The following is a 25951-nucleotide window of genomic DNA, read 5'->3' as shown; positions in this document are numbered from 1 at the left end:
GAACCGTCAATATCCGAAACCGCGACAACACGGCTCTGGCTGCTGTCGATGACCGCTGTTGCGCCCACATCCCACTTGACACGAGTTACAGCCAGCTAGATGGTGAGCACGATCTTTCCGGATACCTTCCCAGATACCAGCAGTTGATGCGCTTCGGCCGCCTGCTGGATGGGCATGCGCTTGCCGATGATCGGCCGGACTTTGCCGTCGGCGATCATCGGCCACACCGACGACGCCACCGCTGCGACGATCTCGCTCTTGCTGTTCGGGCCGGCCGTCGGCCGGGCACGCAGCGTGGTGCCGATAACCCGCGCGCGTTTGCTGAGCAGCTTGCCGAGGTTGAGCTCGCCTTTCACCCCACCCTGCATCCCAATGACGATCAGCTGCCCGTCGGTGGCCAGCGCGTCGATGTTGCGGTCCAGATATGCCGCACCCATGATGTCGAGGATCACGTCCGCGCCGTCGGTCTCCTCTTTCAGGCGAGCCACGAAGTCTTCGTCGCGATAGTTGATGGTGAGCTGGGCGCCCAAGTCGCGGCACAGTTGCAGCTTTTCCGGCGATCCGGCAGTAACCGCCACCCGGGCGCCCAACACTCGAGCCACCTGAATCGCGTGGGTTCCGATGCCGCTGGACCCGCCGTGTAGCAGGACGACTTGGCCGTCGCAGAGGCCAGCGGTGAGCACCAGGTTCGACCACACCGTGCACGCCACTTCAGGAAGCCCGGCCGCATCAGCCAAGTTCACACCCGACGGAAGCGGCATCAGCTGACCGGCCGGAACCGCCACGTACTCGGCGTAACCGCCGCCAGCCAGCAAGGCGCAAACCTCTTGTCCGACAGACCATCCGGGAACATCGGAGCCGACGTCGGCGACGACGCCGCTCACCTCCATGCCGATGGTTTCGCTGGCTCCCGGCGGTGGTGGGTATTTACCGGCGGCTTGCAGCACGTCGGCGCGGTTGACGCCGGCCGCTGCCACCTTGACCAGCACCTCACCGGGCCCGGGCGAGACATCGTATACTTCTTGCCAAGTCAGTTGTTCAGCGGATTCGGCGACGATGGCGCGCATGGTGGCCACGCTACCGGCGCCGCGACCGATAGCCGTGACTAGTGCGACGCAACGCTATCTCCGGTATAGGCCCACCGGCGGTCCCGCTACCCTTATCCGCGGTGGCGTGGCAGAGCGGCCTAATGCACTCGCCTTGAAAGCGAGAGACGGCTAAAACCGTCCGGGGGTTCAAATCCCTCCGCCACCGCCGATTTCGCCACGTCCTCCGCCACCGCCGCGAACGCGCGTGTTTGTACATCGACACGCCGGTGTAAGTGGCATTCTGCGCACGCTCGGCGGCGGAACGTCTGGGCAGACACTAGTAGCTACGGTCGCCCTCGCTGTCGTCGAAGAAATTCCATTCGCCGTCGTGTTCTACTTCCATGCGCCAGCCCAGTTCGTTGCCCTCGACCTTGTTATCGACAAACCACGCATGTGCGTCGTCGGCGCTTTCGATGTCCTTGGTGGCGACAACTTCGCCTTTAGGGTTGAGCACTCGGTACGTAGCCATACGGGGCAGTGTTCCCACCGCCCGCATAGTTAACCGGCAGGGATCTGGGCGGTGATCGTGTTCATCAGCGCGTTGTAGCGGTTGAGGGCTGGATCGCGGCCGGGCTTGCCGCTGCTGATCACACCGGCGGAGATGCCGCGCGCCGGGTCGGCCCAGATGGCGATGTTGGCCAGGCCTAGATTTCCGAACGCCGCGGCCGCGTTGCGCCCGAACGGTCCGAACCGGTTCGTGCCCAGCATGTACCCGGTACCCCAGCGAGCCGGCATCAGACCCACGGCGAAATCTGGCCGCAGCCGGCGGCATTCCTGCACCGCGCCGTACATCCTCTCCGGACTCATGATCCGCACTCCGTCGAGTTCACCACCGCGGCGCCAAATCTCGGCGAAGCGCGACATCTCGTTCGCGGTCGACACCGTGTTGGACGACGGGACCACGGTCGACAGAAACGCCGGAGTGTTTGTGTACGGGATGATCTCGTGCACGGTTCCGCCGATCGCCTTGCGGAAGATCGCCGCGATCACCGGCGGCAAGGGCCGCCCTGTGGCGTGGCTCGGCGCGACCAGGGGGATGTCCTGCTCGGCGACGCCGAAGTTGGTCCACCGGAAGCCCAGTGGGTCGAGAATCTCGGTAGCCAAAATGTCGCGAATGTCCTTGCCGGTGGCCGCATAGACGATCTCGCGCATCAGCGGGCCCCAGGTGAGCGCGTGGTAGATGTGCACCAATCCGGGCCGATACAGCGGCCTGAGCTTGCCGAGCTGCTCCTGCGCGTACTCGTGATCGTCCGCGCGGCGAAGGTCTGGCCTGGGCCCGGTCGGAAACGGGACGCCGGCGCTGTGGGTTAGCACGTGGCGGATCGTGGTGCGGTGCTTGCCGTGACTGGTGTAGCTGGGGATGAACTCGCAGACTCGGTCATCGAGCGAGAAGTGTCCCTGCTCGACGAGCATGTGGATCACGGTCGCGGTGATGCCCTTGGCCGCCGAGTACACGCAAAACGGTGTGTCGGTGGTGACGGGGATCTTCTCGGCGTCGGACGGATCGGTTGGGGCATTACCCCAGCCGTGGCCGATCGCGCGGTTGAGTACGACGCGGCCGTTCCGCCGGATACACAGCTGGATCGCGGGGTGCATGCCGGCGCTGTACCAATACCGTGCCGCTTGCCAGATGCGCTCGATGGCGGCGCCATCGATCTCAGAGTGGTCTTCGTCGCCAATCGCCGTGACGGCGTCTAGGTAGGCCGGGACGCGAATTCTTCCGTCTGGTGTCAGAGTCGTCACCTCCGAGAGGGTACGTGCCTAACCAATTGCACTGCATTTAACGTGGTCATATGCCCGCACGCTCGCGCTATACCGAGGTCATCCTGATCCTGTTCGGCGTCTACTCGCTCGCCCTCGGGGTTTTCATGCTGGCGGCGCCGGAAGCTTTCTTCGACACCTTGGGCGCATTTGGCCCGCGCAACAACCACTACATCTTCGACAATGCGTCGTTCGAGTTGCCGCTGGGTCTGCTGCTGCTGGCGGCGGTGCGCTGGTCGACGTGGCGGGTGCCGGCGCTGGCCTTTGCGACCGCGCACTGGGCGCTGCATGCGCTCAGCCATATCGTCGACACGCACCATCGCGCTGGCACCAGCGTCGGGTTACTCGAAGCCGCCGGTTTGGTGATTGGCACGGTATTGCTCGCGACGGCCTTGCGGTCAAGCAGCAGGGTCACTCACCGGTGAACTGCGGCGGACGCTTGGCGAACGTCGCCTGGATGCCTTCGGTCAAGTCCTTCGACGGCAGGAAGGCCGCGTTCCAGGCCGCGACGTAGCGCAGGCTCTCCGAAACGGCCGAAATACGTTGCTGGTCAAGGACATCCTTGATGCCGTTGACAGTCAGCGGTGGGTTGCCGGCGATCTCGGCGGCGGTGGCGTGGGCGGCGGCCAGCGTGGCCTCGGCATCGTCGTACACGTCGTTGACCAGGCCGATCTTCTCGGCCCGGGCCGCGTCGATGTCCTTCCCGGTCAGCGCCAGTTCGCGCAGGTGCCCGTCGTTCAGGATCAGCGGCAGGCGGGCGAGGCTGCCGACGTCGGCGACGATGGCCAGTTTGACCTCACGCACCGAGAACTTGGCGTCAGCGCTGGCGTAGCGAATGTCTACCGCCGAGATCAGGTCGACGCCGCCGCCGATGCACCAGCCGTGTACCGCGGCGATGGTAGGGGTCCGGCAGTCGGCGACGGCACTGATCGCGTTCTGCATCCGCTTGACCTCGCGATGGAAGAACGCACGTGGGCCGGCCAGCGCGTCCCCTGACAGCAGCGGGGTGAACGAGCCTCCCATCGCGGGGACGTCCAGGCCGTAGCTGAAGTTCTTGCCCGACCCGGTGATCACGATGGCCCGCACGTCGCGGTCGGCGTCCAACTCTGCGAACACCTCCGGCATCTCCGACCAGAAGGCGGGTCCCATCGCATTGCCCTTGCCCGGCCCGATCAACGTCACCTGCGCAACCTGGTCCTTGGTTTCGACGGTGACGGATTCGTATGTTTCGCCCATGTCCAGACCGTAGCGTGGCTGATATGCCCTCTGATTTGCGACCTGGCCCGGACTCCCCGCCAACCGACGAGCTGGACAGCGCCGAAGCCTCACTCGCGGTGCTGCAGCATGTCCTGCACACCATCGCCGGCGATGACAAGTCCAGACAGACCCCGTGTTCGGAGTACGACATCACGCAGTTGACCGACCACCTGCTGAACTCCATCACGACGCTCGGGCACATGGTGGACGCGGACTATTCGGCGCGCGAAGACACCGACTCGGTGGAAGGTCAAGTCATCAGCGCGGCCCGGCCCACCCTGGATGCATGGCACCGGCACGGCCTGGAAGGCATGGTTCCGTTTCGTGATGCCGAGATGCCCGCCAAAGTCGCTGCCGCGGTCTTGTCGATCGAATTTCTGGTCCACGGCTGGGACTACGCCACCGCCATGGGACACGAGATTGAAGCCCCGGATCCGCTGGTCGAATATGTCCTGGAAAAGGCGCAGCAGATCATCCAGCCCGACCAACGGGCCCGCGGCGGCTTCGCCGAGCCGGTCGAGGTGCCCGCTGACGCCAGCGCGCTGGAGCGGCTGATCGCATTCACCGGCCGCAACCCGGCTGGGCCCGGCTAGACCGTTCTTACTAGACCCGTTCTAGATAGAAATAGAAGTGCCGGCCGTTATCGAGGACGCCTTTGCCGTTCATGATGCCCATCACGGCGTTGTCGTCGATCTTCTTGAAATGGTCGTGCCACGGTTGGCCGTCATACACCAACGTGACGGTGATTTCGCCGCGGAATTCCTCCAGCCACAGGCTGGCCTCGCCTTTGCCCATCGCCACGTTGGAAAATTTGTTCCCGTCGGCGTCCACGCATATCAGCGGCTTGACATCGGTAGCCGAATTGACGGTCTTGCCGAACCAGCCTTCCTTCGCCAGCCGACCGTTCGTCCGGTGGCCGGTGACGAATTCGCCGCCCTTCCACTCGCCTAACATTCCCTCGATGGACGCGGGCTCCAGGCTTGCCCAGTAATCGTCGAGCTCGGCGTCCGAAACGTCGCGCCCTTTGAACTCGGTGAACTTCTTGCGGGCCAGACTCACTGGTTCCTCCTCTGATCGATAGTCCAACGGGCAAAACCCCGGGCAAACTCAAGTAGGGCGTCGTTTTCCTCCGGCGCGCCGATTGTGACCCGGACGCCGTCCGTGCCGTACGGGCGAACCACGATGCGCGCATCGGCGGCCTGCTCGACGAAGTCCCGGGTGCGGGGTCCCAGCGGCAGCCAGACGAAGTTGGCCTGAGACGACGGCAGGGTGAATCCGGCCTCGCGCAGCGCCGAGCTGACCCGGGTGCGCTCTGCGACGACGGCGTCGGTGCGGGTCAGCAGCTCGTCGGCGGCGTCCAGCGACGCGATGGCCGCGGCCTGCGAGACGCTCGTCGCGGTGAACGGCACATAGACCTTGTCCAGCGCGGTGATCACGTCCGGATGGCCGATGGCGTACCCGACTCGCAAGCCCGCCAGCCCGTACGCCTTCGAGAACGTCCGCAGCACAACGACATTGCTGTGGGAGCGGACAAGTTCCAAGCTGTCGGGTTGCATGCCGTCGCGGATGTACTCGACATAGGCCTCGTCGATGGCGATCAGGATGTGCGACGGCACTGCCTCGACGAAGCGCGCCAGCGCGTCCGGCTCGACGACGGTGGACGTGGGGTTGTTGGGGTTGCAGACGAAGATCAGCCGGGTGCGTTCGGTGACCGCGGCCAGCATCGCGTACAGGTCGTAGGTGTGGTCGGTCAACGGCACCTGGATCGGGATCGCGCCGGCGACCTGGACCTGCGGCGGATAGAGCTCGAAGCTTCGCCAGCCGAAGATCACCTCGTCGTCCGCCGAGGCCGCGATCTGCACGAGTTGCTGGCAAAGGCTGACCGATCCGCAACCGACGGCGACGTGCTCAGGCGCGAAGTCAGAGCCCAGGTGCTTGGCCAGCGCTGCCTTGAGCTGCACGCAGCCGTTGTCGGGATAGCGGTTGACGACGTCGACGGCCCGCTCGATTGCCGCGCGCACGCTGGGTAGCGGGCCGAACACGGTCTCGTTGCTGGCCAGTTTGATGGCGCCCGGCACCGTTTTGCCAGGAACGTAAACCGGAAGCCCGGCCAGCATGGTACGCAGGCGGGCGGTCACTTCGACAGCATATGTCGCCGCTGTGTACGCTATGCCTCCGGCGGTTCGGGGATGCCGGGAACAAGTCGGGTACCCTCATGAAGTCCAAGGGAGGCGTGCCAGAGCGGCCGAATGGGGCTCACTGCTAATGAGTTGTCCCCCTCAAAGGGGACCGGAGGTTCAAATCCTCTCGCCTCCGCGTAGTTTCTCGGCGGACACAACTGAAGACAAGCGCCCGTAGCTCAACGGATAGAGCATCTGACTACGGATCAGAAGGTTGGGAGTTCGAATCTCTTCGGGCGCGCAGGTACACCTTTTGGTGACGTCGGTAGCGCGAAGGCGGGACCAGTCGACTCATGATTGCGATATCACCCGTGATAGCGCTTTTCAGACTCGGATGGTCCCTCCCTTGGCGTTACCGACGCGACAAAGCCTTACAACACAGCGCCTCAGGTCCTTATCTCGATAAGCCCCAGCGCTCGTTCGAACAGGTGCACCGTGCCGGCGTGAAGTTGGTCGCCGACTTCCTTCTCGGCCTTGCCCGCACACGCGCGAGCCAGCGTGCCCTCGATCACGATGCCGAGCTTGAAGCAGGCCAGCACGGTGTACCACGTCATATGGGTCAAGTCGCGAGTGGTGTTGGCGGCGTACTGCCGTAGCAGATCGTCGGTGCTGGCAAGCCCGTCCTGCGCGCCGAGGGCGTGGCTGAACACGGACGACCCGTCGGGCTGGCGCCAGGTGGCCAACAGCCAGCCCAGGTCCAGCAGGGGATCGCCGATCGTGGACATCTCCCAGTCGCAGATGGCGACCACCTCGGGGCCGGTTCGGGAGAACATCACGTTGGCGGCGTGGTAGTCGCCGTGCAGGATGCCCGGTTTCCAGCTCGTCGGTCGATGGCTCTCCAGCCAGGCGGCGACCTCCTCGACGCCAGGGATGTCCGGCCCGGGGTAGCCGTCGTACTCCTGGTAGGACTCCAGCTCCGAAAGCCAGCGTGGCACTTGGCGTTCCAGGAAGCCTTCCGGTTTGCCGAAATCGGCAAGGCCAACGGCCTCATGGTCGACGGCCCCCAGCTTCGCCAAGGCGTCGGCCATCGACAGGCCCATGCCGTACCGGATGTCGGCGTCGCCCGCGTGGAGCGGCGGCAGCCCTTCGCCGGCGTTGAACCCGTCTATCGGCTCCATCAGGTAGAAGACCGCGTCGCCGAGAACGCTGGGGTCGTCGCAGGCGGCGATCAGGTGTGGGTGCGGCACGTCGGAGCCGGCCAGCGCGGCGAGTACCTTGGTTTCCCGCAGGATCACGCTGTTGCTGCGGGGCCGCAGGTGCCGCGGTCCCCGACGAAGTACGTAGCCCCGGCCGGACCGGGTGAAGCGCAGCATGACGTTCTGGGTTCCGCCGGTGACCGCGGAGACGTCGTTCAGCGGGCCCTCGCCCAACCCCTGCTCCGACATCCAGTCCGCGACGACATTCAAATCCACTGCGTTTTGGGGGTCCACGGTTGTCAGCCCTTGGCCTGCGGGGTGTACCGGACTGTCTGTGCCCAGATCATGCCGTCGCGGAACACAAATGTGTCGACGCCGTCGTCCACCCAGTTCACCGCCGAATCGGCCGCCCATTCGAGAAAAAGCACGTCACCGTCGAAAATCAGGGTCTTCAAATCCCAGGCGGCACTGGGCAGATCGTCGAGCAGCTTGACGAACACCTGCCGGATGTCGTCCTTGCCGCGGGCCACGCCCGTTGATGTGATCACCACGGAGTCGTCGGCGTAGTCGGCCACGATGTCGTCGAGGTCGCCTGCGGCGAGCGCTTGCCCGTGGTGGGCGAATACTTCCTGCGGCGTACGAGCCATGGCACTCCTAAACCTGTCGACCGTCTGGGAAAAAGCGTAGGGCACCCTTGACGGACGGCCGGAGCCGCCAAGACGGGTCGGGCGGCTGGAAGAATAGTTTGCGAAACTGACTATCTGGCTGGGCCGGCATAGAGAGGCGGACAGATGCCGCGAACCGACAACGATTCCTGGGACATCACTCACAGCGTCGGTGCCACCGCACTGGGTGTCGCCGCGGCGCGCGCCGCTGAGACCGAGAGCGACGACCCGCTTATCAACGACCCCTTCGCGCGGGTTTTCGTGAATGCGGCGGGCGACGGCGTGTGGAGCCTGTACGCGGACCCCGCACTGCTGGCCGACACGTCCGGCCTCGAGCCGGACATGCGAACGCGCCTGCGCCTGATGATCGATTTCATGGCCACGCGGACAGCGTTTTTCGACGAGTTTTTTCTGGGTGCGGCCGATGCCGGCGTGCGTCAGGTGGTGATTCTGGCGTCCGGCCTGGACGCGCGTGCGTGGCGACTGCCGTGGCCGGACGGCACCGTTGTCTACGAGCTGGACCAGCCCAAGGTGCTGGAGTTCAAGTCCGCAACACTGCGCGATCACGGCGCTCAACCGACGGCGCAACTGGTGAACGTGCCGATAGACCTGCGCCAGGACTGGCCAAAAGCTCTGCAGGAAGCCGGGTTTGACACATCGAAGCCATGCGCCTGGTCGGCCGAGGGATTGGTGCGGTATCTGCCGGCGCAGGCCCAGGATCTGTTGTTCGAACGCATGCATGCCCTCAGCGCCGGCGGTAGCTGGCTGGCCTCAAATGTTCCCGCCGAGGGTTTCACGGCTCCCGAGCGCGTACAGCGGCAGCGCGAGGAAATGCGGCGCATGCGGGCCGCGGCCGCCCGGCTGGTCGACGCCGAGATCACGGATTTCGACGACCTTTGGTACGCCGAGGAACGCACACCCGTCGCCGACTGGTTGCGTGAACATGGCTGGGACGCTTCGGCGGCGACGTTCCCCGAGCTGATGGCGCGCTACGGCCGCAGCATTCCACAGGGTGCCGAGGACTCAATGCCGCCAACGCTTTTTGTGTCCGCGCAGCGTCAGGCTGACGGCCTGTCGGGCGGCCATGGCTGATCGCAAGGCCCGCGTCGACGACGTGCATCAGATCGCCGCGTCAATGCCCCACGTCACGCGCCTGGAAGGGCCGAAGGGCAACTTCATCTATCAGGTGGGCGGCAAGTCGTTCGTGTTCTTCCGTACTCCCCAACCCGACGCGACCGATCCGGCCACCGGCGAACGCTACGCCGACGTGATCATGCTCTGGGTGGAGTCGGAGAGCGACAAACTGGCGCTGGTCCAGGATCCTGCTTCGCCGTTCTTCACCACCGACCATTTCGACGGGCATCCATCGGTGCTGGTGCGGGCCTGCCGGCTCAAGGAAATCAGCAAGGCGGAATTAACCGAGTTGGTTCAGGATGCGTGGCTGTCGCGGGCATCGAAAAAACGTGCGACGGCATGGCTGGCCCAACAGCACTAACGGTTCCCAGCCAGCCGATCGCGGCGCCCATAAGGGCTGTCTTAGGCAGGGTCGAAACCGCGCCATTCCAGCGCAAGCAAGATGTTTAGACATCGGCCCGGCGGGTATCGCTAGTGGACGGGATTTACTCTCGGACACAACGGAGGTCACGATGCGAGGCCGCGGAATTATTGGCGCGATCGTTGTGGTGTGGCTGCTCATCGGCGTATTCGCGGCGTGGCAGCGGCACTACTTTGAAAATGGGCCAAGTAACTGCGCCTCAGCGGCATCCATCGCAACGACAGTGATTGCGGGGCCCTTGAATTACAAAATCAATCCCGCAGTCAATTGCAATGTGCCGCCGGTGAATGTGCCGCAGCCCAAGCAATAAGTGAACTCTGGACCCTCTCAACAAAGGAAGTTAACCATGATCGCACTCGGTGTCGTATTGATTATTCTGGGACTTGTGTTCCCTACGCTCCACATTTTGTGGACGCTTGGCATCGTCCTACTGGTTATCGGTGCGGTCCTGTGGATCATGGGGTCTGTGGGTCGTCCGGTGGCCGGCCGGCGGTACTGGTACTAACCACACATCAAACCTAGCGGATAAGCCGCGTGGCTGCTTCGGCAGTCACGCGGCTTTTCACAGAGCACACCAAGGATTCCCATAGCGTCGGCCCAGTCGCATGCGGATACTTGAAACTGTGTCGTATCCCCGAACAGCGGTTGAGCGCGTGGTCATGTGCCGTGCCGACGGCAACCCGATCAATGTGCTGGTAGTCGACGACGAACCTGTTCTCGCCGAAATGGTGTCGATGGCGCTGCGATACGAGGGCTGGAACATCGCCACCGCCGGGGACGGATCGTCGGCGATTTCCGCCGCCCGCGCCCAGCGGCCCGACGTTGTCGTTCTCGACATCATGCTGCCCGATATGAGTGGCCTCGAGGTGCTGCACAAACTGCGCGAAGAGATTCCGCAGTTGCCGGTGCTGCTGCTGACCGCCAAGGACGCGGTCGAAGACCGCATCGCCGGGCTGACCGCCGGCGGTGACGATTACGTCACCAAACCGTTCAGCATCGAGGAGGTCGTGCTGCGATTGCGGGCGTTGCTGCGGCGCACCGGAGTGACCACGGTGGACAGCGGTGCGCAGCTGGTGGTGGGCGACCTGGTGCTCGACGAGGACAGCCACGAAGTGACGCGCGCCGGCGAGCCGATCTCGTTGACTTCCACCGAGTTTGAACTGCTGCGGTTCATGATGCGCAACTCCAAGCGGGTGCTGAGCAAGGCACAGATCTTGGATCGGGTGTGGAGCTACGACTTCGGCGGCCGGTCAAACATCGTCGAGTTGTATATTTCCTACCTGCGCAAGAAGATCGACAGCGGTCGCGAACCCATGATCCACACGCTGCGCGGCGCGGGCTATGTCCTTAAGCCGGCGCGCTAGAACTCCGCGAGTCTGGTCGCTGCGTTTCCGGCTGCTGGTCGGGCAGGTCGTCGTGCTCGCCATCGTCTGCGTCGGAATCACCGCGGTAACCGAGCTGGCACTGCGGCACCATCTGGTGAAGCAACTCGACCAGCAACTCGGCGGCACCTCCTACCGCTCCGCGCTGCTGTACCCCGAACCGCCGCACCGGCACGGGCCGCGCAGTCTTCCGAGGCCGGGACCGGGGCCGAGGTTCCTCGACGCCCCGGGGCAGCCGGCCGGCATGGTCGCGGCGGTGGTCAGCAAGGGCACGACGGTCGAGGCCGGGTACCTGACCAGCAGCGGTTCCCGGGCCGCGTTGACCCCGACCGCGCAGGACCAGCTGCAACATATCGCCGGTAGCCGCAGACCGGTGACCGTGGACCTCGACGGGCTCGGGCGGTACCGCGTGGTTGCGGCCCCCAGCCGCGGTGGCGGCGACATCATCGTGACCGGCCTGTCGATGTCCAACGTCGATGCGACGATGTTGCGGATACTGCTGATCTTCGCGATCGTCACCGTTGTCGCGCTGGTCGCCGCGACCACCGCGGGCCTCGTCATCATCAGGCGGGCGCTGGCGCCGCTGCGGCGGGTCGCTCAAACCGCAAGCAAGGTCGCCGATCTGCCGTTGGCCCGCGGCGAGGTGGAACTGCCGGTGCGGGTGCCGGAATCCGACGCCAACCCCTACACCGAGGTTGGACAACTCGGGTCGGCGCTGAACCGGATGCTTGACCACATCGCCGCTGCGCTGTCGGCGCGGCAGGCCAGTGAGACCCGGGTGCGCCAGTTCGTCGCCGATGCCAGCCACGAGCTACGCACGCCCCTGGCAGCGATCCGCGGCTACACCGAACTCACCCAGCGGATGGGTGATGACCCAGAAGCCGTGGCGCACGCGATGAGTCGGGTGGCGTCCGAGACCGAGCGGATCACGCGTCTCGTCGAGGACCTGCTGCTGCTGGCCCGTCTGGACTCCGGCCGGCCCCTGGAACGCGAACCGGTCGACCTGTCCCGGCTGGCGGTCGACGCGGTCAGTGACGCGCATGTGGCCGGACCGGATCACCAGTGGGAGCTCGATTTACCCGAAGAACCGGTCGTCGTGCCGGGTGATGCGGCCCGGCTGCACCAGGTGGTGACGAACCTGCTTGCCAACGCCCGCATCCACACCGGTGCCGGTACCGTCGTGACGACGCGGCTGAGCACCGAACCGGCGCACACCGTTCTTCGGGTGATCGACAACGGCCCTGGCATTCCGGGAGCACTCCAGTCGGAGGTCTTCGAGCGGTTCGCGCGCGGCGATTCCTCACGATCCCGCAAAGGCGGCAGCACCGGACTGGGTCTGGCGATCGCGTCCGCGGTTGTCAAGGCGCACAACGGAACAATCACGCTTAACAGTGCGCCCGGCCATACCGAGTTCACGGTGCGGTTGCCGCTCGACGGGTGGCAACCCCCCGCACCGTCGCCGAGCTAGGAACAGGTCACGTCGATTTCAAATGGTTTGGTCACTGGCGTCGTCGGGTTGGCCATGTCAACGCCGGTAGCCGTCCCGGTGATCGTGTAGCTGTTGCCGTTCTTCGTCGCCGAGGCATTACCCTGGCCCCCGCCCGACGAATATCCAAGTGTCACACCGTTAACGTTGCCCAGCCCAACGGATTTCACCAGCGGAGGGTCAGCGTCGCTGAGTACGGCGGCGACCCCGATCGACGCGCCACCGATTGAGATGTTGACGTTGCCGCCGGTGGTCACACAGACGACCGAGCCGCCTACCTTCTGGTCTACACCGTCGATGATCACCTTCGCGGCAGAAGCCCCGCCACCGGGGGCAAGCGACGGGACGCCTTTGGAGGACGGCACGGTTGGCATGGCAACGGACGGCTCCGCTGTCGGGGTTGCCGACGCTGTGGGCGTCGACTCTGACGGGCTGAATTTGCCGAAGACGAAAACGCCGATGACCACTGCGACTACGACGACAAGTGTTATCGCGCAAAGGATCAGCACGATTGCTGCACCGCGACCGCTCTTAGCAGTCGTCGTCGGGGCATACGGCGCGTGCCACGGCGGTGCCGCCGGGTTCGACGAGGCGAATACCCCAGGCTGAACGATGTTCGGTTGGAAGCTGCCCCCATCGCGCGCCTGCTCTGCCGACGGGAAGGGTGCCTGTCGGGTTGTCGGGACCGTTGCGGCGTTCGGTGTCGGACGCTGGTTGGGGACGGTGATCGCATCTCGTGCGGCAGTTGCCAATTCGATCGTCGTCGGATACCGCACACCCGGGTTTTTGGCCATTCCCCTGGCAATCACCGCGTCTAACTCTGCGGGCACGTTAGGTTGGGCTGATGGTTGGGGTGGTGGTTCCGTAAGATGTACGGCCACTTGGCTTTCCAACGAGTCGCCGCGGAACGGGAGCGGCTTCCGGTAAGACATTCGTATAGCACGCATGCCAACGCGTAGATGTCCGCACGAGCATCGGCCTGCTGGGCCTGCAAGCGCTCCGGTGCCATGTAATGCAGGCTGCCGATCATGTTCCCAGTGCCGGTTAAGCCGGTCTGATCGGCCCCGCGTGCGATGCCGAAATCGATCAGGTAGGCGAAATCGTCTTCGTCAACCAGAATGTTGGACGGCTTGACGTCACGGTGGACCAACCCGACTTTGTGGGCGGCCTGCAACGCCTTCGCCACCTGCTCGATGATCCGCACCGCACGCGCCGGCTCCAACGGACCCGCCGACAGCACGTGCTGTAGGTCGCGGCCCTCTACCAACCGCATATCCACATACAGCTTGCCGTCGATCTCGCCGTAGTTGTGGATCGGGATTATGTGCGGATTGTTCAGCTGCGCAGCCGCATCAGCCTCCCGCCGGAACCGCTGCACAAAGGAACTGTCGCCGGCAAGATGTGCCGGAAGCAGTTTGATTGCCACGGTGCGGTTATTGGCTTCGGTGTCTAACGCCCGCCACACCTCACCCATGCCGCCACGACCCAGCAACTCGAGCAACCGGTACCGGCCAAACGGCGTACCGCGGTCACTCGGTGAAAGATTTGGTGAGCCCTGAGCATTGGAGCGGTTGACTCCGTCGACGGAATCGTTTGTGTCTTTCGCTGCAGAGCTGCCGGGTGCCTCGTGCACGGGTTTCCCCACCGTTTTTGGACACCCTGAGGGCGTCTGATCCCATCGACGTCTGAGTTTACGGTGCGGTTGCCACTCAACGAGCGGCAACCGCACCGGCAAACAGGCGCAATTTGCCCGGCTCCGTAGCGCCAGGCCGCATTGTCAGCGGAACGCTAAGAGCACGTCGCGTCGATTTCGAACGGCTTGTTAACCGGCTGCGTCGGGTTGGCCATGTCAACCCCGGTCGCGGTGCCGGTGACTTTGTACGTGTTGCCGTCCTTCTTCGCTGTGGCGTTGCCCTGGCCGCCCTGCGCGTACTGAAGGGTCACTCCATTGACGTTGCCCAGCTGGACCGCCTTGACTTCAGGCGGATTGGCGTCGGTGAGTACGACACTAATCCCGGTGGTGTTTCCACCGACCGCAATGCTGACATTGCCGGGGGTTTTGGTGCACACAGTAGTGCCCTGAACGTTCTGGTCCTTGCCGTCGATGATCACCTTCGACGCGTTCGCGCCCCCGACTGAAACGGAGCCTCCCGGCACCGAAGTTGCAACGCCGCCCGGATTCGACTTGTTGCTCGAACACCCAGACAGACCCGCGACCAGAATTGCCGCTCCGGCTACCGCGACCGTCAGCTCACGCTTCACCTGTTCTCCTTTGCCCGATCGATGTGGTCCGTCGACATTGCGGACCGCCTCGGCAGTATGCGGGTTAACTGGACGCAAGTTCTAGGGTCTACGACAAACTATTTTCGTATTCGTAAACTCGTCGCCGCTGAGCAGGCTCTTTTCGACCGGCCGGGCTGGTGGCAAGGTATTGACGATGGACCAGAAACCGCCTACAGCAGTCATCGAGTCGGCCCATAGCGAACACATTTTGCCGTTCGGCGACACAACGGATTTTTACGATGCCGATCGTGGATGCATTGCTGCCTTGTCCCCTTGCGTCGTCAAAGCGGCCGACGGACGCGTGGTGTGGGACAACGATGTGTACGCGTTTCTCGACGGCCCGGCACCGCCGTCGGTGCACCCCAGCCTGTGGCGGCAATCGACGCTGGCCGCCAAGCAAGGGCTCTACGAAGTGGTCCCGGGCATCTATCAGGTACGCGGTCTCGACCTTTCGAACATCACCTTCGTCGAGGGCGACACCGGAATCATCGTCATCGATCCTTTGGTGTCCACCGAAACGGCCGCTGCGGCGCTGGGCTTGTACCGCACCCACCGTAGCGGCGACCGTCCCGTCGTCGCGGTGATCTACACCCACAGCCACGTCGACCATTTCGGCGGGGTACTCGGTGTCACTTCACAAGCCGACGTGGACTCGGGAGCGGTGACGGTGCTGGCGCCCGAAGGCTTCACCACCCATGCCGTCCAGGAGAACGTCTACGCCGGACCGGCAATGACACGCCGAGCGTCCTATATGTACGGGACCCTGCTGGCGCGCGGGCCCCAAGGGCAGGTTGGCTGCGGGCTCGGCCAGACCCCGTCGACCGGTGAGGTGGCCATCATCGTGCCGACCGTCGACATCCGGGAAACCGGGGAGAAGCACACCATCGACGGCGTGGAAATCGAGTTCCAGATGGCGCCGGGCACCGAGGCGCCCGCCGAGATGCATTTCTATTTCCCGCGTTTCCGCGCGCTGTGCATGGCCGAGAACGCCACTCACAACCTGCACAACCTGCTGACCCTACGGGGCGCGTTGGTCCGCGACCCGCATGCGTGGTCGGGCTACCTCACCGAGGCGATCGACACGTTCGCCGACCGCACCGACGTGGTGTTCGCATCGCACCACTGGCCGACCTGGGGTAAGGAGCGCATCGTCGAATTCCTGGCACTGCAACGGGATCTGTATGCGTACCTGCACGACCAGACGCTGCGACTGCTCAACCAGGGATATACGGGTGTGGAAATCGCCGAGATGTTCCAGATGCCACCGGCATTGGATCAAGCCTGGCATGCCCGGGGCTATTACGGCTCGGTCAGCCACAACGTAAAGGCGGTCTACCAGCGTTACATGGGTTGGTTCGACGGTAACCCGGGCCGCTTGTGGCCACATCCCCCGGAGGCGTTGGGCCCTCGCTATGTCGAGGCACTTGGCGGCATCGACCGCGTCGTCGAGCTCGCCCAGGCGGCCTTTGACTCCGGTGACTTCCGCTGGGCAGCAACGCTACTGGACCACGCGGTATTCACCGACACCCAGCATGCCGGCGCCCGCGGTCTGTATGCCGACACGCTGGAGCAGCTTGCCTACGGCGCCGAGAACGCGACGTGGCGCAATTTCTTCCTGTCCGGGGCCACTGAATTGCGCGACGGCAACTTCGGCACTGCGGTGCAAACCAGCTCGCCGACATTGCTTTCCCAGTTGACACCCGAGCAGATCTTCGACAGCCTTGCGATCCGTGTCAACGGGCCGCGCAGCTGGGATCTTGATATCGCCATTGATGTCACCTTCGCTGATGAGGGTTTCAACTACCGGCTTGCGCTGCGCAACGGAGTACTGGTCTACCGCAAGGTTGCAGCAGATCCCGAGACCGCAGCGGTTACGGTAAAGCTGGACAACAAGTTTCGGCTGTTGACGGCTTCTGCGGGCGATTTCACCTCACCCGGGCTGGAACTCTCCGGCGATTCGGCGGCGCTGCAGGCGCTTTTGGGCGCACTCGACCAACCGGACGCGGCCTTCAACATTGTCACCCCTTAGCTAGCACCGTTAGTCCCGCGAGCAGACGCAAAAGCCCCCGAATGCGGTACGAATTAGGGACTTTTGCGTCTAACCGGCAATACGTCGATGATCACCTTGCCAAGTGCCTTGCGCTCGGCCACATGCCGCAACGCCGCCGGTGTCTCGTTGAGCGGGAACCGCGCACCGATGTACGGCCGGATCGCCCCGGTGGCAAACATCTTCGATAGCTCGGCCATGTCACGCGCGGCCTCCGCAGGATGATCGCCCATGAACGTACGTATCTCCATGCCGCGAACGGTGATGTCCTTGAGTAGAACGAGATTGAGCGGTATGGCCGGAATCGTTCCCGCGGCATAGCCCAGAGTGATGAACGTTCCGCCGCGGGCCAGACCCCGCAACGCCGGCTCCGCATAAGGCCCGCCGACGGGGTCGAGGACCACCCGGGCGGCGTCGCCGGTGAGTTCGCGTATGCGGGTTTTCAAGTCCTCGCGGTCATAGTCGACGGTGGCTTCCGCGCCGCGCTGCGCGCACAGCCGCAGCTTGTCCGCTCCGGATGCCACCGCCAGCACCCGCGCCTTCATCGCTACCGCAAGGTCGACGGCAGCCAGGCCCACGCCGCCGGCAGCGCCCAGTACGACCACCCAATCGCCCTGCGCGACTTCGGCAACCGATCGCAGCGTGTGATACGCAGTGCGGTACGTGACGCCGAAGGCTGCAGCCGAGGCGAAGTCGGCATCGTCGGGTACCAGGGAAGTCACCGCTCCATCGAGGAGAGCCTTTTCGGCAAACGCCCCGACCCCCGTGGTCCCGAACACCCGCTGGCCCGCTTTAAACGGCGAGCCTTCGCCGACGGCTAACACCTCGCCGGCGAGCTCGTTGCCCGGCGTGAACGGCGGCGGAATCCGCACCTGGTACTTGCCGGCGATGAACAGCACATCGGGGAAGTTGACCGCCGCGGCGTGCACCCGCACCAGCAGCTGGCCCGGACCCGGAACAGGGTCGGGAATATCAGAGATCACCAGATCTTCAGGCGCACCGTATTTCTGGCAGACGACCGCGCGCATCAACTGACCCCCAGCCCGCTCAGGCAGAACCGGACCAGGTGCGCTACGTCGGCCGCGTCATAGCGGTCCGGAGAAACCATGTATCGCCGCATGGTCGCTGCGGTGCAGCTGAACACTGCATCGACGTCGCGGGCGACGTCGTTACTGCCCAGCGCGGCGATCGGGGCGGTCAGGAGATCACGCAGCGGGCGCATCATCTCCTGTTCGGCCGCGCGCCAATTGGTTCCGGCCGACATCTGTCTGGCCGCCGCGCGGCTCATGCTGCTCAGCTGCGGGTCGGCGACCTGCGCCAGGGTGCCCTCGATCCAGCGCGCCACCTTGTCCTCCGGCCTGGACTCCTTGGCCATCTGATGTTGCAGGTAGGACACAACAATCCCCACCCCGCGTTCCATGACGGCCAGGATGAGATCGTCTTTGCCGGCGAAATAGCGGTAGAACGCCTTATTCGACGAACCGGCCTCGGCGACGATATCGCTGACGCGCGGCGGTTCGGGCGCGGCACGTTCCATTACCCGAACGGCCGCGGCGAGGATGCGTTCGACCTCCTCGGTGGCCTCCCGTTGCCGACCGTCGAGTGCTCGCTCGACGGCCGCAGTGACTCGCGTGTTCACGGCGAATCGGTAAGCGCGGGAACAAGGTCCCCATACTTGGCAAGCGCGGCCTCGCGACGGATGTCTCGCAATTCGCTGGGCCACTCGGGGTCCTCACCCGCGTAGTTCTTGAGCAGCAGCTTGGCCAGGTTGACCTTGTGTGCCTCGGTGGGTCCGTCGGCCAGCCCCAGCGCCACCCCACCGAGCAGCACGTTCACCAAGGGCAGCTGGTCGGTGGTGCCTAATGCGCCGTGCACCTGGATCGCGCGCAGCCCAATGGATTTGAGCACCTGCGACGCAAGGATCTTGCAGGCACCGATCTCAGCGCGTGCGGCATGCTCGCCGGCGGTGTCGATCAGCCAGGCGGCGTGCATCACAGCCAGCCGGAACGGCATCAGCTCGGTATAGGAGTCGGCGATGAACTGCTGCACCAACTGCTTGTCTGCAAGCGAACTCCCTTGGGTGAAGCGGCTTTTCGCTCGCCGCGACATCATCTCGACGGCCCGTTGCGCCACCCCGATCGACCGCATGGCGTGATGCAGCCGGCCGCCCGCCAGCCGTGCCTGCAGAATCAGGAAGCCCTGACCGGGTTCGCCGAGCAGCGCGTCGGACGGCACCCGCACCTCGTCGTAGCGCACCAGGGAGTGCCCCGGCTCGTTCGGAGACGCGCCGACCAGGTGGTAGTTGGCCTCGATGGTGAGGCCTTCCGTGCCCGCTGGAATGAGGAACGTCGACGCGCCGCGATGAACGGGCACGTCGGGATCGGTGATCGCGACGACGATGAAGAATGATGCCACAGCGGCATTGGAGGAGAAGAATTTTCGACCGGTGATCACCCAGTCGTCCCCGTCCCGAACAGCGCGTGTTGTGAAGACCCGCGGGTCGGCGCCACCCTGCGGCTCCGTCATGGAGAAACACGAGAAGATCTCTCCGGACAGCAGTCCGTCCAGGTAACGGTCTTTCTGGTCCTGAGTGCCGAAGCGCGCGATGATTTCCGCGTTGCCGGTGTCGGGAGCCTGCGTTCCGAATACGATCGGCGCCCAGGGGCTGCGACCGAGGATCTCATTGATCAACGTCAGCTTCACCGCGCCGAAGCCCTGCCCGCCGAGCTCGGGGCCCAAATGCGGCGCCCACAAGCCTTGGTCGCGGACCTGCTGTTTGAGTGGGTCGACTATCCGGCGCCGCTCGTCAGTCAGCGGGAGGAACTCGCAGCCCGGGAACAGCACCTCAAGCGGTTCCACCTCTTCGTGGACGAACTCACGAATCCAATCCAGCTTCTTCTCGAACTCGGGGTCGGTAGAGAAATCCCATGCCATCGAATGCTCCTGTCTTTCTGAAACTCAGGGAATGCCGCCGTCGGCGCGCACGATCGAACCTGTAGTGAAGCTGGACGCGTCAGAGGCCAAAAACAAAGCGGCGCCGATGATTTCGGGCGGGTCTCCGGGGCGTTGCAGTGAAAGATGGCCGAACCTGTTGGTCTTGTCCTTTTCGAGACCCCAGGCCTTGCTGACGTCGGTCAAAAACGGTCCCGCCATCAGCGTGTTCACCCGCACGGTGGGCCCGAACGCGCGTGCCAGCCCCTCGGTCATGGCGTTGAGGCCGGCCTTGGCCGCCGCGTAGGGGATGATGTCGCCACCCGGGCGTAGCGAACCGGTGGAGCTCACGTTGATGATCGATCCGCGACCGGCCGCGACCATTCGCTCGCCCACCAATGCCGACAATCGGAAGGGGCCTTTGAGATTCAGATTCACCACCGCGTCGAACAGCTTCTCGGTGACATTGGTCAGCTTGTCGTAAAGCGGTGACATGCCCGCGTTGTTGATCAGCGTGTCGACTTTGCCGAACCGCTCGTAGGTGGCGTCAACCAATCCGTCGAGCTGATCCCAGCGTCCCACGTGCACTTGATAAGCCATTGCGGAGCGGCCGGTCTCGGCCTCGATTTCTTTGGCGGTGGCCACGCAGTTATCCAAGTTCCGGCTGGCGATCGCCACATCGGCGCCGCAGCGCGCAACCGCGAACGCCATCTCACGCCCCAAGCCACGGCTGCCGCCGGTAATCAGCACCACCCGGTCCGTAAGGTCGAAAAGTCCGTCGGCATAACCCATTTCAGTGCGCCTTCGTCGGTAGAGAGCGGGCCAGCTCGCCCGCGGTTGCGATGAGCTGAAGAATCATCGGGCCAAAGGCGTCAGTGATCTTGGGGTCGACTTTGCCAGTGCGCACACCAGCGGCGTAGGTCTTTTCCAGCACGATGCCCAGCTTCCAGTTGGCCAACACCAAGTAGTAATCAATGTTCTCAGTGGACAACCCGCTGACCGCCTCGTAGTGGGCCAGCAGTTCGCTGCGGGTCGGCATTCCGCGCATGTCCAGATAAAACCCGTCGGCGCGCGGTTCTTCGCCGTCGTAGCCCAGCAGTGCCCACGCAAGGTCCAGCAGCGGATCGCCGACCGTGGTCATTTCCCAGTCCACGATCGCGGCCAGACGGGCCGGATCTCCGTGCGCGAACATCACGTTGGCGAACTGGTAGTCGCCGTGCATTATCCCCGGCTTGTAGTGCGCAGGCCGGTTGCGGCGCAGCCAGTCCGCGGCCACGTCCAGGCCGGGAAGATCGCGCACCTTGTACGCGTCGAGGAACGACAGCCAGCGGTCGACCTGCCGGTCGTGGAACCCGTCGGGGCGGCCGAAGCCGTCGAGGCCCTGGGCGCGCCAGTCCACTCGGCCGAGTTTGGCGGCCCCTTCGACGAGCTGGAATGCCAGCCCGCGCCGGGCCCGCAGGTCGGTGTCGAACGGCGATTGCCACCCACCGTCCATCGGGCTCCACCCGTCGATCGCCCGCATGACATAGAACGGCAGGCCGAGAACGGTGCCGGTGTCGTCGGCGGCGATCAGCTCCGCGTGCGGCACATCGGTTCCGGACAGCGCCCGCACCAGCCGGATCTCGCGCAACAGGCCGTCAATCCGGGCGGCGTCGGCGCGCGGGCCGGGCATCCGGAGCACCATGCGCTCGGCACCGCGCCGGACCAGATACAGCGTGTTCTGCGAGCCGCCACTGAGCTGTTCCAACGCTGGTTCTTCGCCATGACCCGGTGCATCATTCGCGTCGAGCCAGCGCCCGAGAACACCCGCGTCCAGTTGAGTCCCGCTCGCAGTCGTCATTGTCTGCACACCCCAATCTCCCCGCAGAGAATAGCATTCTCCGGCGGGTTGGGAAGGCCCGAAATCCGCGTGCGAGGCTTGAGCCATGCAACTGCTTTTGGTCCGGCATGCGTTGCCGCTGCGCAGCGAACCCGGCGAGGGCTCCGACCCAGACCTGTCGGAGGACGGGTTGGCGCAGGTCAAGCGACTGCCGGACGCACTTGCCAGGTTCCCCATCTCCCGGGTGGTAAGCAGCCCGCAGCGGCGTGCCATCCAGACCGCTGAGCCGGTCGCGGCGGCACTCGAGCTCCCGGTCGAGATCGACGACCGGTTCGCCGAGTACGACCGCGACCTCCCGCTGTACATCCCCGTCGAGCAGATCCGCCGGGAAAAACCCGAGGAGTGGGCGCGCATGGCCCAGGGACATCTGCCCAGCGCGGTCGACGAAGACGCGTTCCGGGCACGCGTCCGTGAGGTGGTCGACGACGTCGTCGCCAAAGCCGATCCCGACGACACGGTTGCGGCGTTCAGCCACGGCGGGGTGATCAACGTCGTGTTGCACGAGATTCTGGGGACGGCGCGGCTGCTGTCGTTTCCCATCGACTACGCGTCGGTGACTCGGTTGCTGTTCTCCCGGACCGGCCAGGCGACCGTGGCGACGGTTAATTCCACCGAACACGTGTGGGACCTGCTGCCGCGCAATCAGCGGTGGTAAACAAGTCAGGTGACTTCGGCTGACCGACTCGACGGGCTCGACCTGGCCGCGCTGGACAAGTATCTGCGTTCGCTCGGCGTCGGGCGCGACGGCGAACTCCGCGGCGATTTCATCTCCGGTGGCCGCTCCAACCTGACATTCCGGGTTTACGACGACAAGACGAGCTGGCTGGTGCGGCGTCCACCGCTGCACGGCCTGACACCGTCGGCGCACGACATGGCTCGCGAGTACAAGGTCGTGGCCGCGCTGCAGGACACACCGGTTCCGGTGGCGCGCACGATCGCGCTGTGCGAGGACGACTCGGTGCTGGGTGCGCCGTTCCAGATCGTCGAATTCGTTGCCGGACAAGTGGTGCGCCGGCGTGCCCAGCTCGAAGCGCTCAGCCGCAGTACCATCGACGGCTGTGTCAACTCGCTGATCCGGGTGCTGGTCGACCTGCACAGCGTCGATCCGAACGCGGTAGGGCTGGGCGATTTCGGCAAACCCAGCGGCTACCTGGAGCGACAGGTGCGCCGCTGGGGCTCGCAATGGGAGCTGGTCCGCCTGCCCGACGACTACCGCGACGGTGACGTTGAGCGACTGCATTCCGGCCTGCAGCAATCGATTCCGGAGCAGAGCCGCACCTCGATCGTGCACGGCGACTATCGGATCGACAACACGATTCTGGATGCGGACGACCCGACGCGGGTTCGCGCGGTCGTGGACTGGGAGCTCTCGACGCTGGGGGATCCGCTCAGCGACGCGGCCCTGATGTGCGTCTACCGCGATCCGGCATTGGACCTGATCGTCAACGCGCAGGCTGCCTGGACATCGCCGCTGCTGCCCACGGCCGACGAGCTTGCCGACCGCTATTCGCTGGTTTCCGGGCTGTCGCTGGGGCATTGGGAGTTCTACATGGCGTTGGCTTACTTCAAGCTGGCCATCATCGCGGCCGGGATCGATTTCCGCAGACGTATGTCCGAACAGGCGCAGGGGAAAGACGACACATCTGACGGGCCGGAAGTCGTGGCGCCGCTGATCTCGCGCGGCCTCGCCGAACTCGCCAGGCTGAGCACCTAGCCGCTGAGCGCAATCGAGTCTGCGGCTACGCCATCGATTCTGCGAACAGCGCTACCGCACCCGCGACTTGTAGGCCCTGGACGCAGGCTCGGCACTGGCGAAAGACGCCCAGTACCCGCTATTTAGTGGGTTTGACGAGGTGCTTCCTGGCCGCGCGGCGCAACTGAAGGATTCGCGCGGTGCCAACCGCGACGGTCAGCAGTCCGCCACCTATTGCCGCCAGCAGAATGGCCACCCCTAACGGCAGTCGCCATTGCCAGCCGAAGAGATGGAAGTCAGCAGGGTCGATGTTCTGGACTATGAAGATCAGCAACAGGATCAGCACCAGGAAGCCCGTGATCAATGCCGCCCACAGCGCACCGGCGCGGGTCAATCCGACTGCCGGGTCCACGGCCTTCGTCTCGGTGCGGGGCATTGGTGGGGGCGGCGCCGGCTTAGGGGCGGGCGGTTCGGACGGTTCGGGCGCGGCAGGGGGAGTGCTGCTCATAGTGTCATCTTTGTCCCATTTGCCGCAGAATCAAACGAAACCACGCGGAAAGCCTCCTGTAACCGGGCGCAGCGGGTCCGGGCCGACCGCCAATGCGTTGACGACCGTAGCGGCGTTCGCCGGTTTCTGACGTTAATGTCGGCAGCATGAAAATGCTGCGGCGCGCGCTGAGCGCGACAGTTCCCGCCGCAGCGTGCCTGGCCGTGGTGTTGATGGTCTGCCTCGTCGCCGCATGCAGCAATTCCGATCCGCTTGGCCCGGAGACTCGCAGCATGAAATCCATCGTGGTCGGATCGGGTGACTTCCCCGAATCTGTCATCGTGGCCGAAATCTATGCACAGGCCTTGCAGGCCAACGGCTTCGACATCGGACGACGGATGGGGATCGGCAGCCGCGAGACATACATCCCGGCGCTCAAAGACCATTCCATCGACCTGGTGCCCGAATACATCGGGAACTTACTGCTGTACTTCGCGCCCAATTCCACGGCGACCATGCTGGATGCCGTCGAGCTGGAGCTCTACAAACGACTGCCCGGTGACTTGTCGGTTCTGACGCCGTCGCCGGCCTCAGACACAGACACGGTCACCGTCACCGATGGCACCGCCACCATGTGGAACCTGAAAACGATTGCGGACTTGGCGGCACATTCGGCAGACGTGAGATTCGCCGCGCCGTCGGCATTCCAAACCCGGCCGGCGGGGTTGCCGGGACTGCGGCAGAAGTACGGACTCGACATCGCTCCCGGCAACTTCGTCGCCGTCAACGACGGTGGGGGCGCGGTGACGGTGCGGGCGTTGGTGGAGGGCAAGGTGACTGCCGCAAACATCTTCAGTACCTCACCGGCGATCCTGCAGAACCACCTGGTTGCGCTCGAGGATCCGGAGCACAATTTCCTGGCCGGAAATATTGTGCCGCTGGTGAATTCGCAAAAGAAATCGGACCGCCTCAAAGATGTTCTGGACGCGGTGTCGGCGAAGCTGACCACCTCCGGTCTGGCCAGGCTCAACGCCGCGGTTTCGGGTAACGGCGGCATCGATCCCGATCAAGCCGCACGAAACTGGGTGCGCGACAACGGCTTCGACCACCCAAACGGGAAATAGGCCGACATTTGATCACTTTCGACAAAGTCAGCAAGGTATTCGCCGACGGGACCTCCGCCGTCGACCAGCTGAGCCTTGAGGTCCCCGACGGTAAGTTGACGGTCTTCGTCGGCTCCTCCGGCAGCGGCAAGACCACGGCGCTGCGGATGATCAACCGGATGGTCGAGCCGACCTCGGGCACCATCACCGTCAACGGGTCCGACGTGACAGACGTCAACCCGGTGAAGCTGCGCCTCGGAATTGGCTACGTCATCCAGAATGCGGGGCTGATGCCCCACCAACGTGTCATCGACAACATCGCGACGGTGCCGGTACTGAAAGGCCAGTCCCGCAAGGCAGCCCGCAAAGCCGCCTACGAGGTGCTCGAACGGGTAGGGCTGAACCCCAATCTCGCCACCCGCTATCCCGCACAGCTGTCCGGTGGTGAGCAACAACGCATCGGGGTGGCGCGCGCATTGGCCGCCGATCCGCCGATCTTGTTGATGGACGAGCCGTTCTCGGCCGTCGACCCCGTGGTGCGTCACGAGCTGCAACGCGAAATCTTGCGCCTGCAAAGCGAATTACACAAGACCATTGTCTTCGTCACGCACGATATCGACGAGGCACTGATCCTTGCCGACAAAGTGGCCGTGTTCGGTCGGGGCGGAGTGCTGCAGCAGTACGACGAACCCGCGCGGCTGCTGTCGGAGCCCGCCAACGACTTCGTGTCGCGGTTCATCGGTCTCGGCCGCGGCTACCGGTGGCTGCAGCTCATGGACGCAGACCGGCTGCCGTTGCACGACATCGAGCGCATCCCCGCTAACGGCGTCGCCGCGGCCACGCAGCCGGCGGACGGCTGGGCGGTGGTGGTCGACGACGAGGGAGCGCCGTTGGGCTGGATCGACGGCGACGGCTTGGGTCGGCACCGCGATGGCGCGTCGTTGTCCGACAGCATGAGCGCGGTCGGTTCCGTGTTCCGCCTGGGTGGCAACCTCAGCCAGGCGCTGGATGCCGCACT

29 protein-coding genes, 3 tRNA genes and 1 pseudogene are annotated in these 25951 nt (G+C 64.6%); 16 read left to right on the top strand and 17 right to left on the bottom strand.

The genetic code is table 11. From position 1 onward, the window contains the following. Nucleotides 1-95 precede the first annotated feature (95 nt). A complete protein-coding gene (locus tag AC5Y21_RS25045; RefSeq protein WP_499916665.1) occupies nucleotides 96-1067 on the bottom strand; it encodes an NAD(P)H-quinone oxidoreductase in 972 nt (323 codons plus the stop codon). 100 nt (nucleotides 1068-1167) lie between these two features. Between AC5Y21_RS25045 and AC5Y21_RS25040 the strand changes: the two genes are divergently transcribed. Further along, a tRNA-Ser gene (locus tag AC5Y21_RS25040) sits at nucleotides 1168-1254 on the top strand. Nucleotides 1255-1365: 111 nt separating this feature from the next. Here AC5Y21_RS25040 and AC5Y21_RS25035 read toward each other — a convergent pair. Then, nucleotides 1366-1557, bottom strand: coding sequence for a hypothetical protein (locus AC5Y21_RS25035; RefSeq protein ID WP_499916663.1), 192 nt, complete (start codon nucleotides 1555-1557; stop codon nucleotides 1366-1368). Nucleotides 1558-1586: 29 nt separating this feature from the next. After that, nucleotides 1587-2822 carry a lipase LipE gene (lipE, locus tag AC5Y21_RS25030; RefSeq protein ID WP_499916673.1) on the bottom strand — a complete coding sequence of 412 codons (1236 nt, stop codon included), beginning with the start codon at nucleotides 2820-2822 and terminating at the stop codon, nucleotides 1587-1589. 59 nt (nucleotides 2823-2881) lie between these two features. Between lipE and AC5Y21_RS25025 the strand changes: the two genes are divergently transcribed. Beyond that, entirely contained in the window at nucleotides 2882-3274 is a 393-nt protein-coding gene (locus AC5Y21_RS25025; protein ID WP_499916661.1) for a hypothetical protein, read from the top strand. Here the strand turns inward: AC5Y21_RS25025 and AC5Y21_RS25020 are convergent. Continuing rightward, nucleotides 3261-4085: a crotonase/enoyl-CoA hydratase family protein gene (locus tag AC5Y21_RS25020; RefSeq protein WP_499916659.1), complete on the bottom strand. Its 825-nt coding sequence runs from the start codon at nucleotides 4083-4085 to the stop codon at nucleotides 3261-3263. The two genes, AC5Y21_RS25025 and AC5Y21_RS25020, sit on opposite strands and share 14 nt — an antisense overlap. 23 nt (nucleotides 4086-4108) lie before the next feature. On the opposite strand from AC5Y21_RS25020, the gene AC5Y21_RS25015 reads away from it, so the two are divergent. Continuing rightward, nucleotides 4109-4699, top strand: coding sequence for a TIGR03086 family metal-binding protein (locus AC5Y21_RS25015; RefSeq protein ID WP_499916657.1), 591 nt, complete (start codon nucleotides 4109-4111; stop codon nucleotides 4697-4699). Between the two features lie 10 nt (nucleotides 4700-4709). Here the strand turns inward: AC5Y21_RS25015 and AC5Y21_RS25010 are convergent, their stop codons facing one another. Beyond that, on the bottom strand, nucleotides 4710-5165 hold the full coding sequence (locus AC5Y21_RS25010) for a DUF4334 domain-containing protein (RefSeq protein ID WP_499916655.1): 456 nt from the start codon (nucleotides 5163-5165) through the stop codon (nucleotides 4710-4712). Next, on the bottom strand, nucleotides 5162-6244 hold the full coding sequence (locus tag AC5Y21_RS25005; protein WP_499916653.1) for an aromatic amino acid aminotransferase: 1083 nt from the start codon (nucleotides 6242-6244) through the stop codon (nucleotides 5162-5164). Before AC5Y21_RS25005 ends, AC5Y21_RS25010 begins: the two co-directional genes overlap by 4 nt. 89 nt (nucleotides 6245-6333) lie before the next feature. Between AC5Y21_RS25005 and AC5Y21_RS25000 the strand changes: the two genes are divergently transcribed. Both AC5Y21_RS25000 and AC5Y21_RS24995 read left to right on the top strand, forming a co-directional pair. Further along, nucleotides 6334-6422: transfer RNA gene (locus AC5Y21_RS25000), tRNA-Ser, on the top strand. A gap of 32 nt (nucleotides 6423-6454) precedes the next feature. Then, nucleotides 6455-6527 (top strand) — tRNA-Arg (locus AC5Y21_RS24995). Between the two features lie 145 nt (nucleotides 6528-6672). Here AC5Y21_RS24995 and AC5Y21_RS24990 read toward each other — a convergent pair. Beyond that, nucleotides 6673-7671: a phosphotransferase family protein gene (locus tag AC5Y21_RS24990; protein WP_499916671.1), complete on the bottom strand. Its 999-nt coding sequence runs from the start codon at nucleotides 7669-7671 to the stop codon at nucleotides 6673-6675. Between the two features lie 50 nt (nucleotides 7672-7721). Further along, nucleotides 7722-8069 carry a nuclear transport factor 2 family protein gene (locus AC5Y21_RS24985; RefSeq protein WP_499916651.1) on the bottom strand — a complete coding sequence of 116 codons (348 nt, stop codon included), beginning with the start codon at nucleotides 8067-8069 and terminating at the stop codon, nucleotides 7722-7724. 144 nt (nucleotides 8070-8213) lie between these two features. On the opposite strand from AC5Y21_RS24985, the gene AC5Y21_RS24980 reads away from it, so the two are divergent. The 6 genes from AC5Y21_RS24980 to AC5Y21_RS24955 all read left to right on the top strand — a co-directional run bounded on the left by AC5Y21_RS24980 (nucleotide 8214) and on the right by AC5Y21_RS24955 (nucleotide 12492). Continuing rightward, nucleotides 8214-9179: a class I SAM-dependent methyltransferase gene (locus tag AC5Y21_RS24980; RefSeq protein WP_499916649.1), complete on the top strand. Its 966-nt coding sequence runs from the start codon at nucleotides 8214-8216 to the stop codon at nucleotides 9177-9179. After that, nucleotides 9172-9582: an MmcQ/YjbR family DNA-binding protein gene (locus AC5Y21_RS24975; protein ID WP_499916647.1), complete on the top strand. Its 411-nt coding sequence runs from the start codon at nucleotides 9172-9174 to the stop codon at nucleotides 9580-9582. The genes AC5Y21_RS24980 and AC5Y21_RS24975 overlap by 8 nt, the downstream gene beginning before the upstream one ends. Nucleotides 9583-9733: 151 nt before the next feature. After that, nucleotides 9734-9952, top strand: a complete 219-nt coding sequence (locus AC5Y21_RS24970; RefSeq protein WP_499916645.1) for a flagellar basal body-associated FliL family protein — start codon at nucleotides 9734-9736, stop codon at nucleotides 9950-9952. A gap of 36 nt (nucleotides 9953-9988) precedes the next feature. After that, nucleotides 9989-10147, top strand: coding sequence for a DUF6131 family protein (locus AC5Y21_RS24965; RefSeq protein WP_499916643.1), 159 nt, complete (start codon nucleotides 9989-9991; stop codon nucleotides 10145-10147). A 154-nt stretch (nucleotides 10148-10301) separates the two neighbouring features. Beyond that, nucleotides 10302-11006: a response regulator transcription factor gene (locus AC5Y21_RS24960; protein ID WP_499916669.1), complete on the top strand. Its 705-nt coding sequence runs from the start codon at nucleotides 10302-10304 to the stop codon at nucleotides 11004-11006. Further along, a complete protein-coding gene (locus AC5Y21_RS24955) occupies nucleotides 10984-12492 on the top strand; it encodes a sensor histidine kinase (protein ID WP_499916641.1) in 1509 nt (502 codons plus the stop codon). The genes AC5Y21_RS24960 and AC5Y21_RS24955 overlap by 23 nt, the downstream gene beginning before the upstream one ends. On the opposite strand, the gene AC5Y21_RS24950 is transcribed toward AC5Y21_RS24955, so the two are convergent. From AC5Y21_RS24950 to AC5Y21_RS24940, 3 genes and pseudogenes are all read right to left on the bottom strand, one after another. Beyond that, on the bottom strand, nucleotides 12489-13001 hold the full coding sequence (locus AC5Y21_RS24950; RefSeq protein ID WP_499916667.1) for a lipoprotein LpqH: 513 nt from the start codon (nucleotides 12999-13001) through the stop codon (nucleotides 12489-12491). The two genes, AC5Y21_RS24955 and AC5Y21_RS24950, sit on opposite strands and share 4 nt — an antisense overlap. Nucleotides 13002-13202: 201 nt before the next feature. After that, nucleotides 13203-13984 (bottom strand): annotated as a pseudogene (locus tag AC5Y21_RS24945) (serine/threonine-protein kinase); the annotation flags it as partial. Between the two features lie 314 nt (nucleotides 13985-14298). Next, nucleotides 14299-14772, bottom strand: a complete 474-nt coding sequence (locus tag AC5Y21_RS24940) for a lipoprotein LpqH (protein ID WP_499916639.1) — start codon at nucleotides 14770-14772, stop codon at nucleotides 14299-14301. 169 nt (nucleotides 14773-14941) lie between these two features. Here AC5Y21_RS24940 and AC5Y21_RS24935 point away from each other — a divergent pair, with 169 nt between their 5' ends. Then, the gene (locus tag AC5Y21_RS24935) at nucleotides 14942-16822 is read left to right on the top strand and encodes an alkyl/aryl-sulfatase (protein WP_499916637.1); all 1881 of its coding nucleotides are present in this window, start codon (nucleotides 14942-14944) and stop codon (nucleotides 16820-16822) included. 53 nt (nucleotides 16823-16875) lie between these two features. Here the strand turns inward: AC5Y21_RS24935 and AC5Y21_RS24930 are convergent, their stop codons facing one another. Genes AC5Y21_RS24930 through AC5Y21_RS24910 form a run of 5 tightly spaced genes read right to left on the bottom strand, consistent with a single transcriptional unit; the run spans nucleotide 16876 to nucleotide 21611 of the window. Next, nucleotides 16876-17868, bottom strand: a complete 993-nt coding sequence (locus tag AC5Y21_RS24930; RefSeq protein ID WP_499916635.1) for an NADPH:quinone oxidoreductase family protein — start codon at nucleotides 17866-17868, stop codon at nucleotides 16876-16878. Beyond that, nucleotides 17868-18479 carry a TetR/AcrR family transcriptional regulator gene (locus tag AC5Y21_RS24925; protein ID WP_499916633.1) on the bottom strand — a complete coding sequence of 204 codons (612 nt, stop codon included), beginning with the start codon at nucleotides 18477-18479 and terminating at the stop codon, nucleotides 17868-17870. The genes AC5Y21_RS24930 and AC5Y21_RS24925 overlap by 1 nt, the downstream gene beginning before the upstream one ends. Further along, nucleotides 18476-19774 carry an acyl-CoA dehydrogenase family protein gene (locus tag AC5Y21_RS24920; RefSeq protein ID WP_499916631.1) on the bottom strand — a complete coding sequence of 433 codons (1299 nt, stop codon included), beginning with the start codon at nucleotides 19772-19774 and terminating at the stop codon, nucleotides 18476-18478. The genes AC5Y21_RS24925 and AC5Y21_RS24920 overlap by 4 nt, the downstream gene beginning before the upstream one ends. A gap of 24 nt (nucleotides 19775-19798) precedes the next feature. Further along, nucleotides 19799-20563, bottom strand: coding sequence for an SDR family NAD(P)-dependent oxidoreductase (locus tag AC5Y21_RS24915; protein ID WP_499916629.1), 765 nt, complete (start codon nucleotides 20561-20563; stop codon nucleotides 19799-19801). Nucleotide 20564: 1 nt separating this feature from the next. Next, nucleotides 20565-21611: a phosphotransferase family protein gene (locus tag AC5Y21_RS24910; RefSeq protein ID WP_499916627.1), complete on the bottom strand. Its 1047-nt coding sequence runs from the start codon at nucleotides 21609-21611 to the stop codon at nucleotides 20565-20567. An 85-nt stretch (nucleotides 21612-21696) separates the two neighbouring features. Between AC5Y21_RS24910 and AC5Y21_RS24905 the strand changes: the two genes are divergently transcribed. Continuing rightward, entirely contained in the window at nucleotides 21697-22305 is a 609-nt protein-coding gene (locus tag AC5Y21_RS24905; RefSeq protein WP_499916625.1) for a histidine phosphatase family protein, read from the top strand. 9 nt (nucleotides 22306-22314) lie between these two features. Further along, on the top strand, nucleotides 22315-23364 hold the full coding sequence (locus tag AC5Y21_RS24900) for a phosphotransferase family protein (protein ID WP_499916623.1): 1050 nt from the start codon (nucleotides 22315-22317) through the stop codon (nucleotides 23362-23364). A gap of 118 nt (nucleotides 23365-23482) precedes the next feature. On the opposite strand, the gene AC5Y21_RS24895 is transcribed toward AC5Y21_RS24900, so the two are convergent. Next, nucleotides 23483-23851 carry a LapA family protein gene (locus tag AC5Y21_RS24895; RefSeq protein WP_499916621.1) on the bottom strand — a complete coding sequence of 123 codons (369 nt, stop codon included), beginning with the start codon at nucleotides 23849-23851 and terminating at the stop codon, nucleotides 23483-23485. A gap of 146 nt (nucleotides 23852-23997) precedes the next feature. On the opposite strand from AC5Y21_RS24895, the gene AC5Y21_RS24890 reads away from it, so the two are divergent. Continuing rightward, nucleotides 23998-24954 (top strand): ABC transporter substrate-binding protein, encoded by a 957-nt coding sequence (locus AC5Y21_RS24890; RefSeq protein WP_499916619.1) that lies wholly within the window; start codon nucleotides 23998-24000, stop codon nucleotides 24952-24954. Nucleotides 24955-24962: 8 nt separating this feature from the next. Further along, nucleotides 24963-25951 (top strand): ABC transporter ATP-binding protein (locus AC5Y21_RS24885; RefSeq protein ID WP_499916617.1); only part of this gene is annotated, 989 nt, incomplete at its 3' end.

Source organism: Mycobacterium sp. NGS41 (assembly GCF_059812725.1).
Note: the sequence above shows the minus strand (reverse complement) of the source record. Positions and strands in the feature narration are given on the sequence as shown.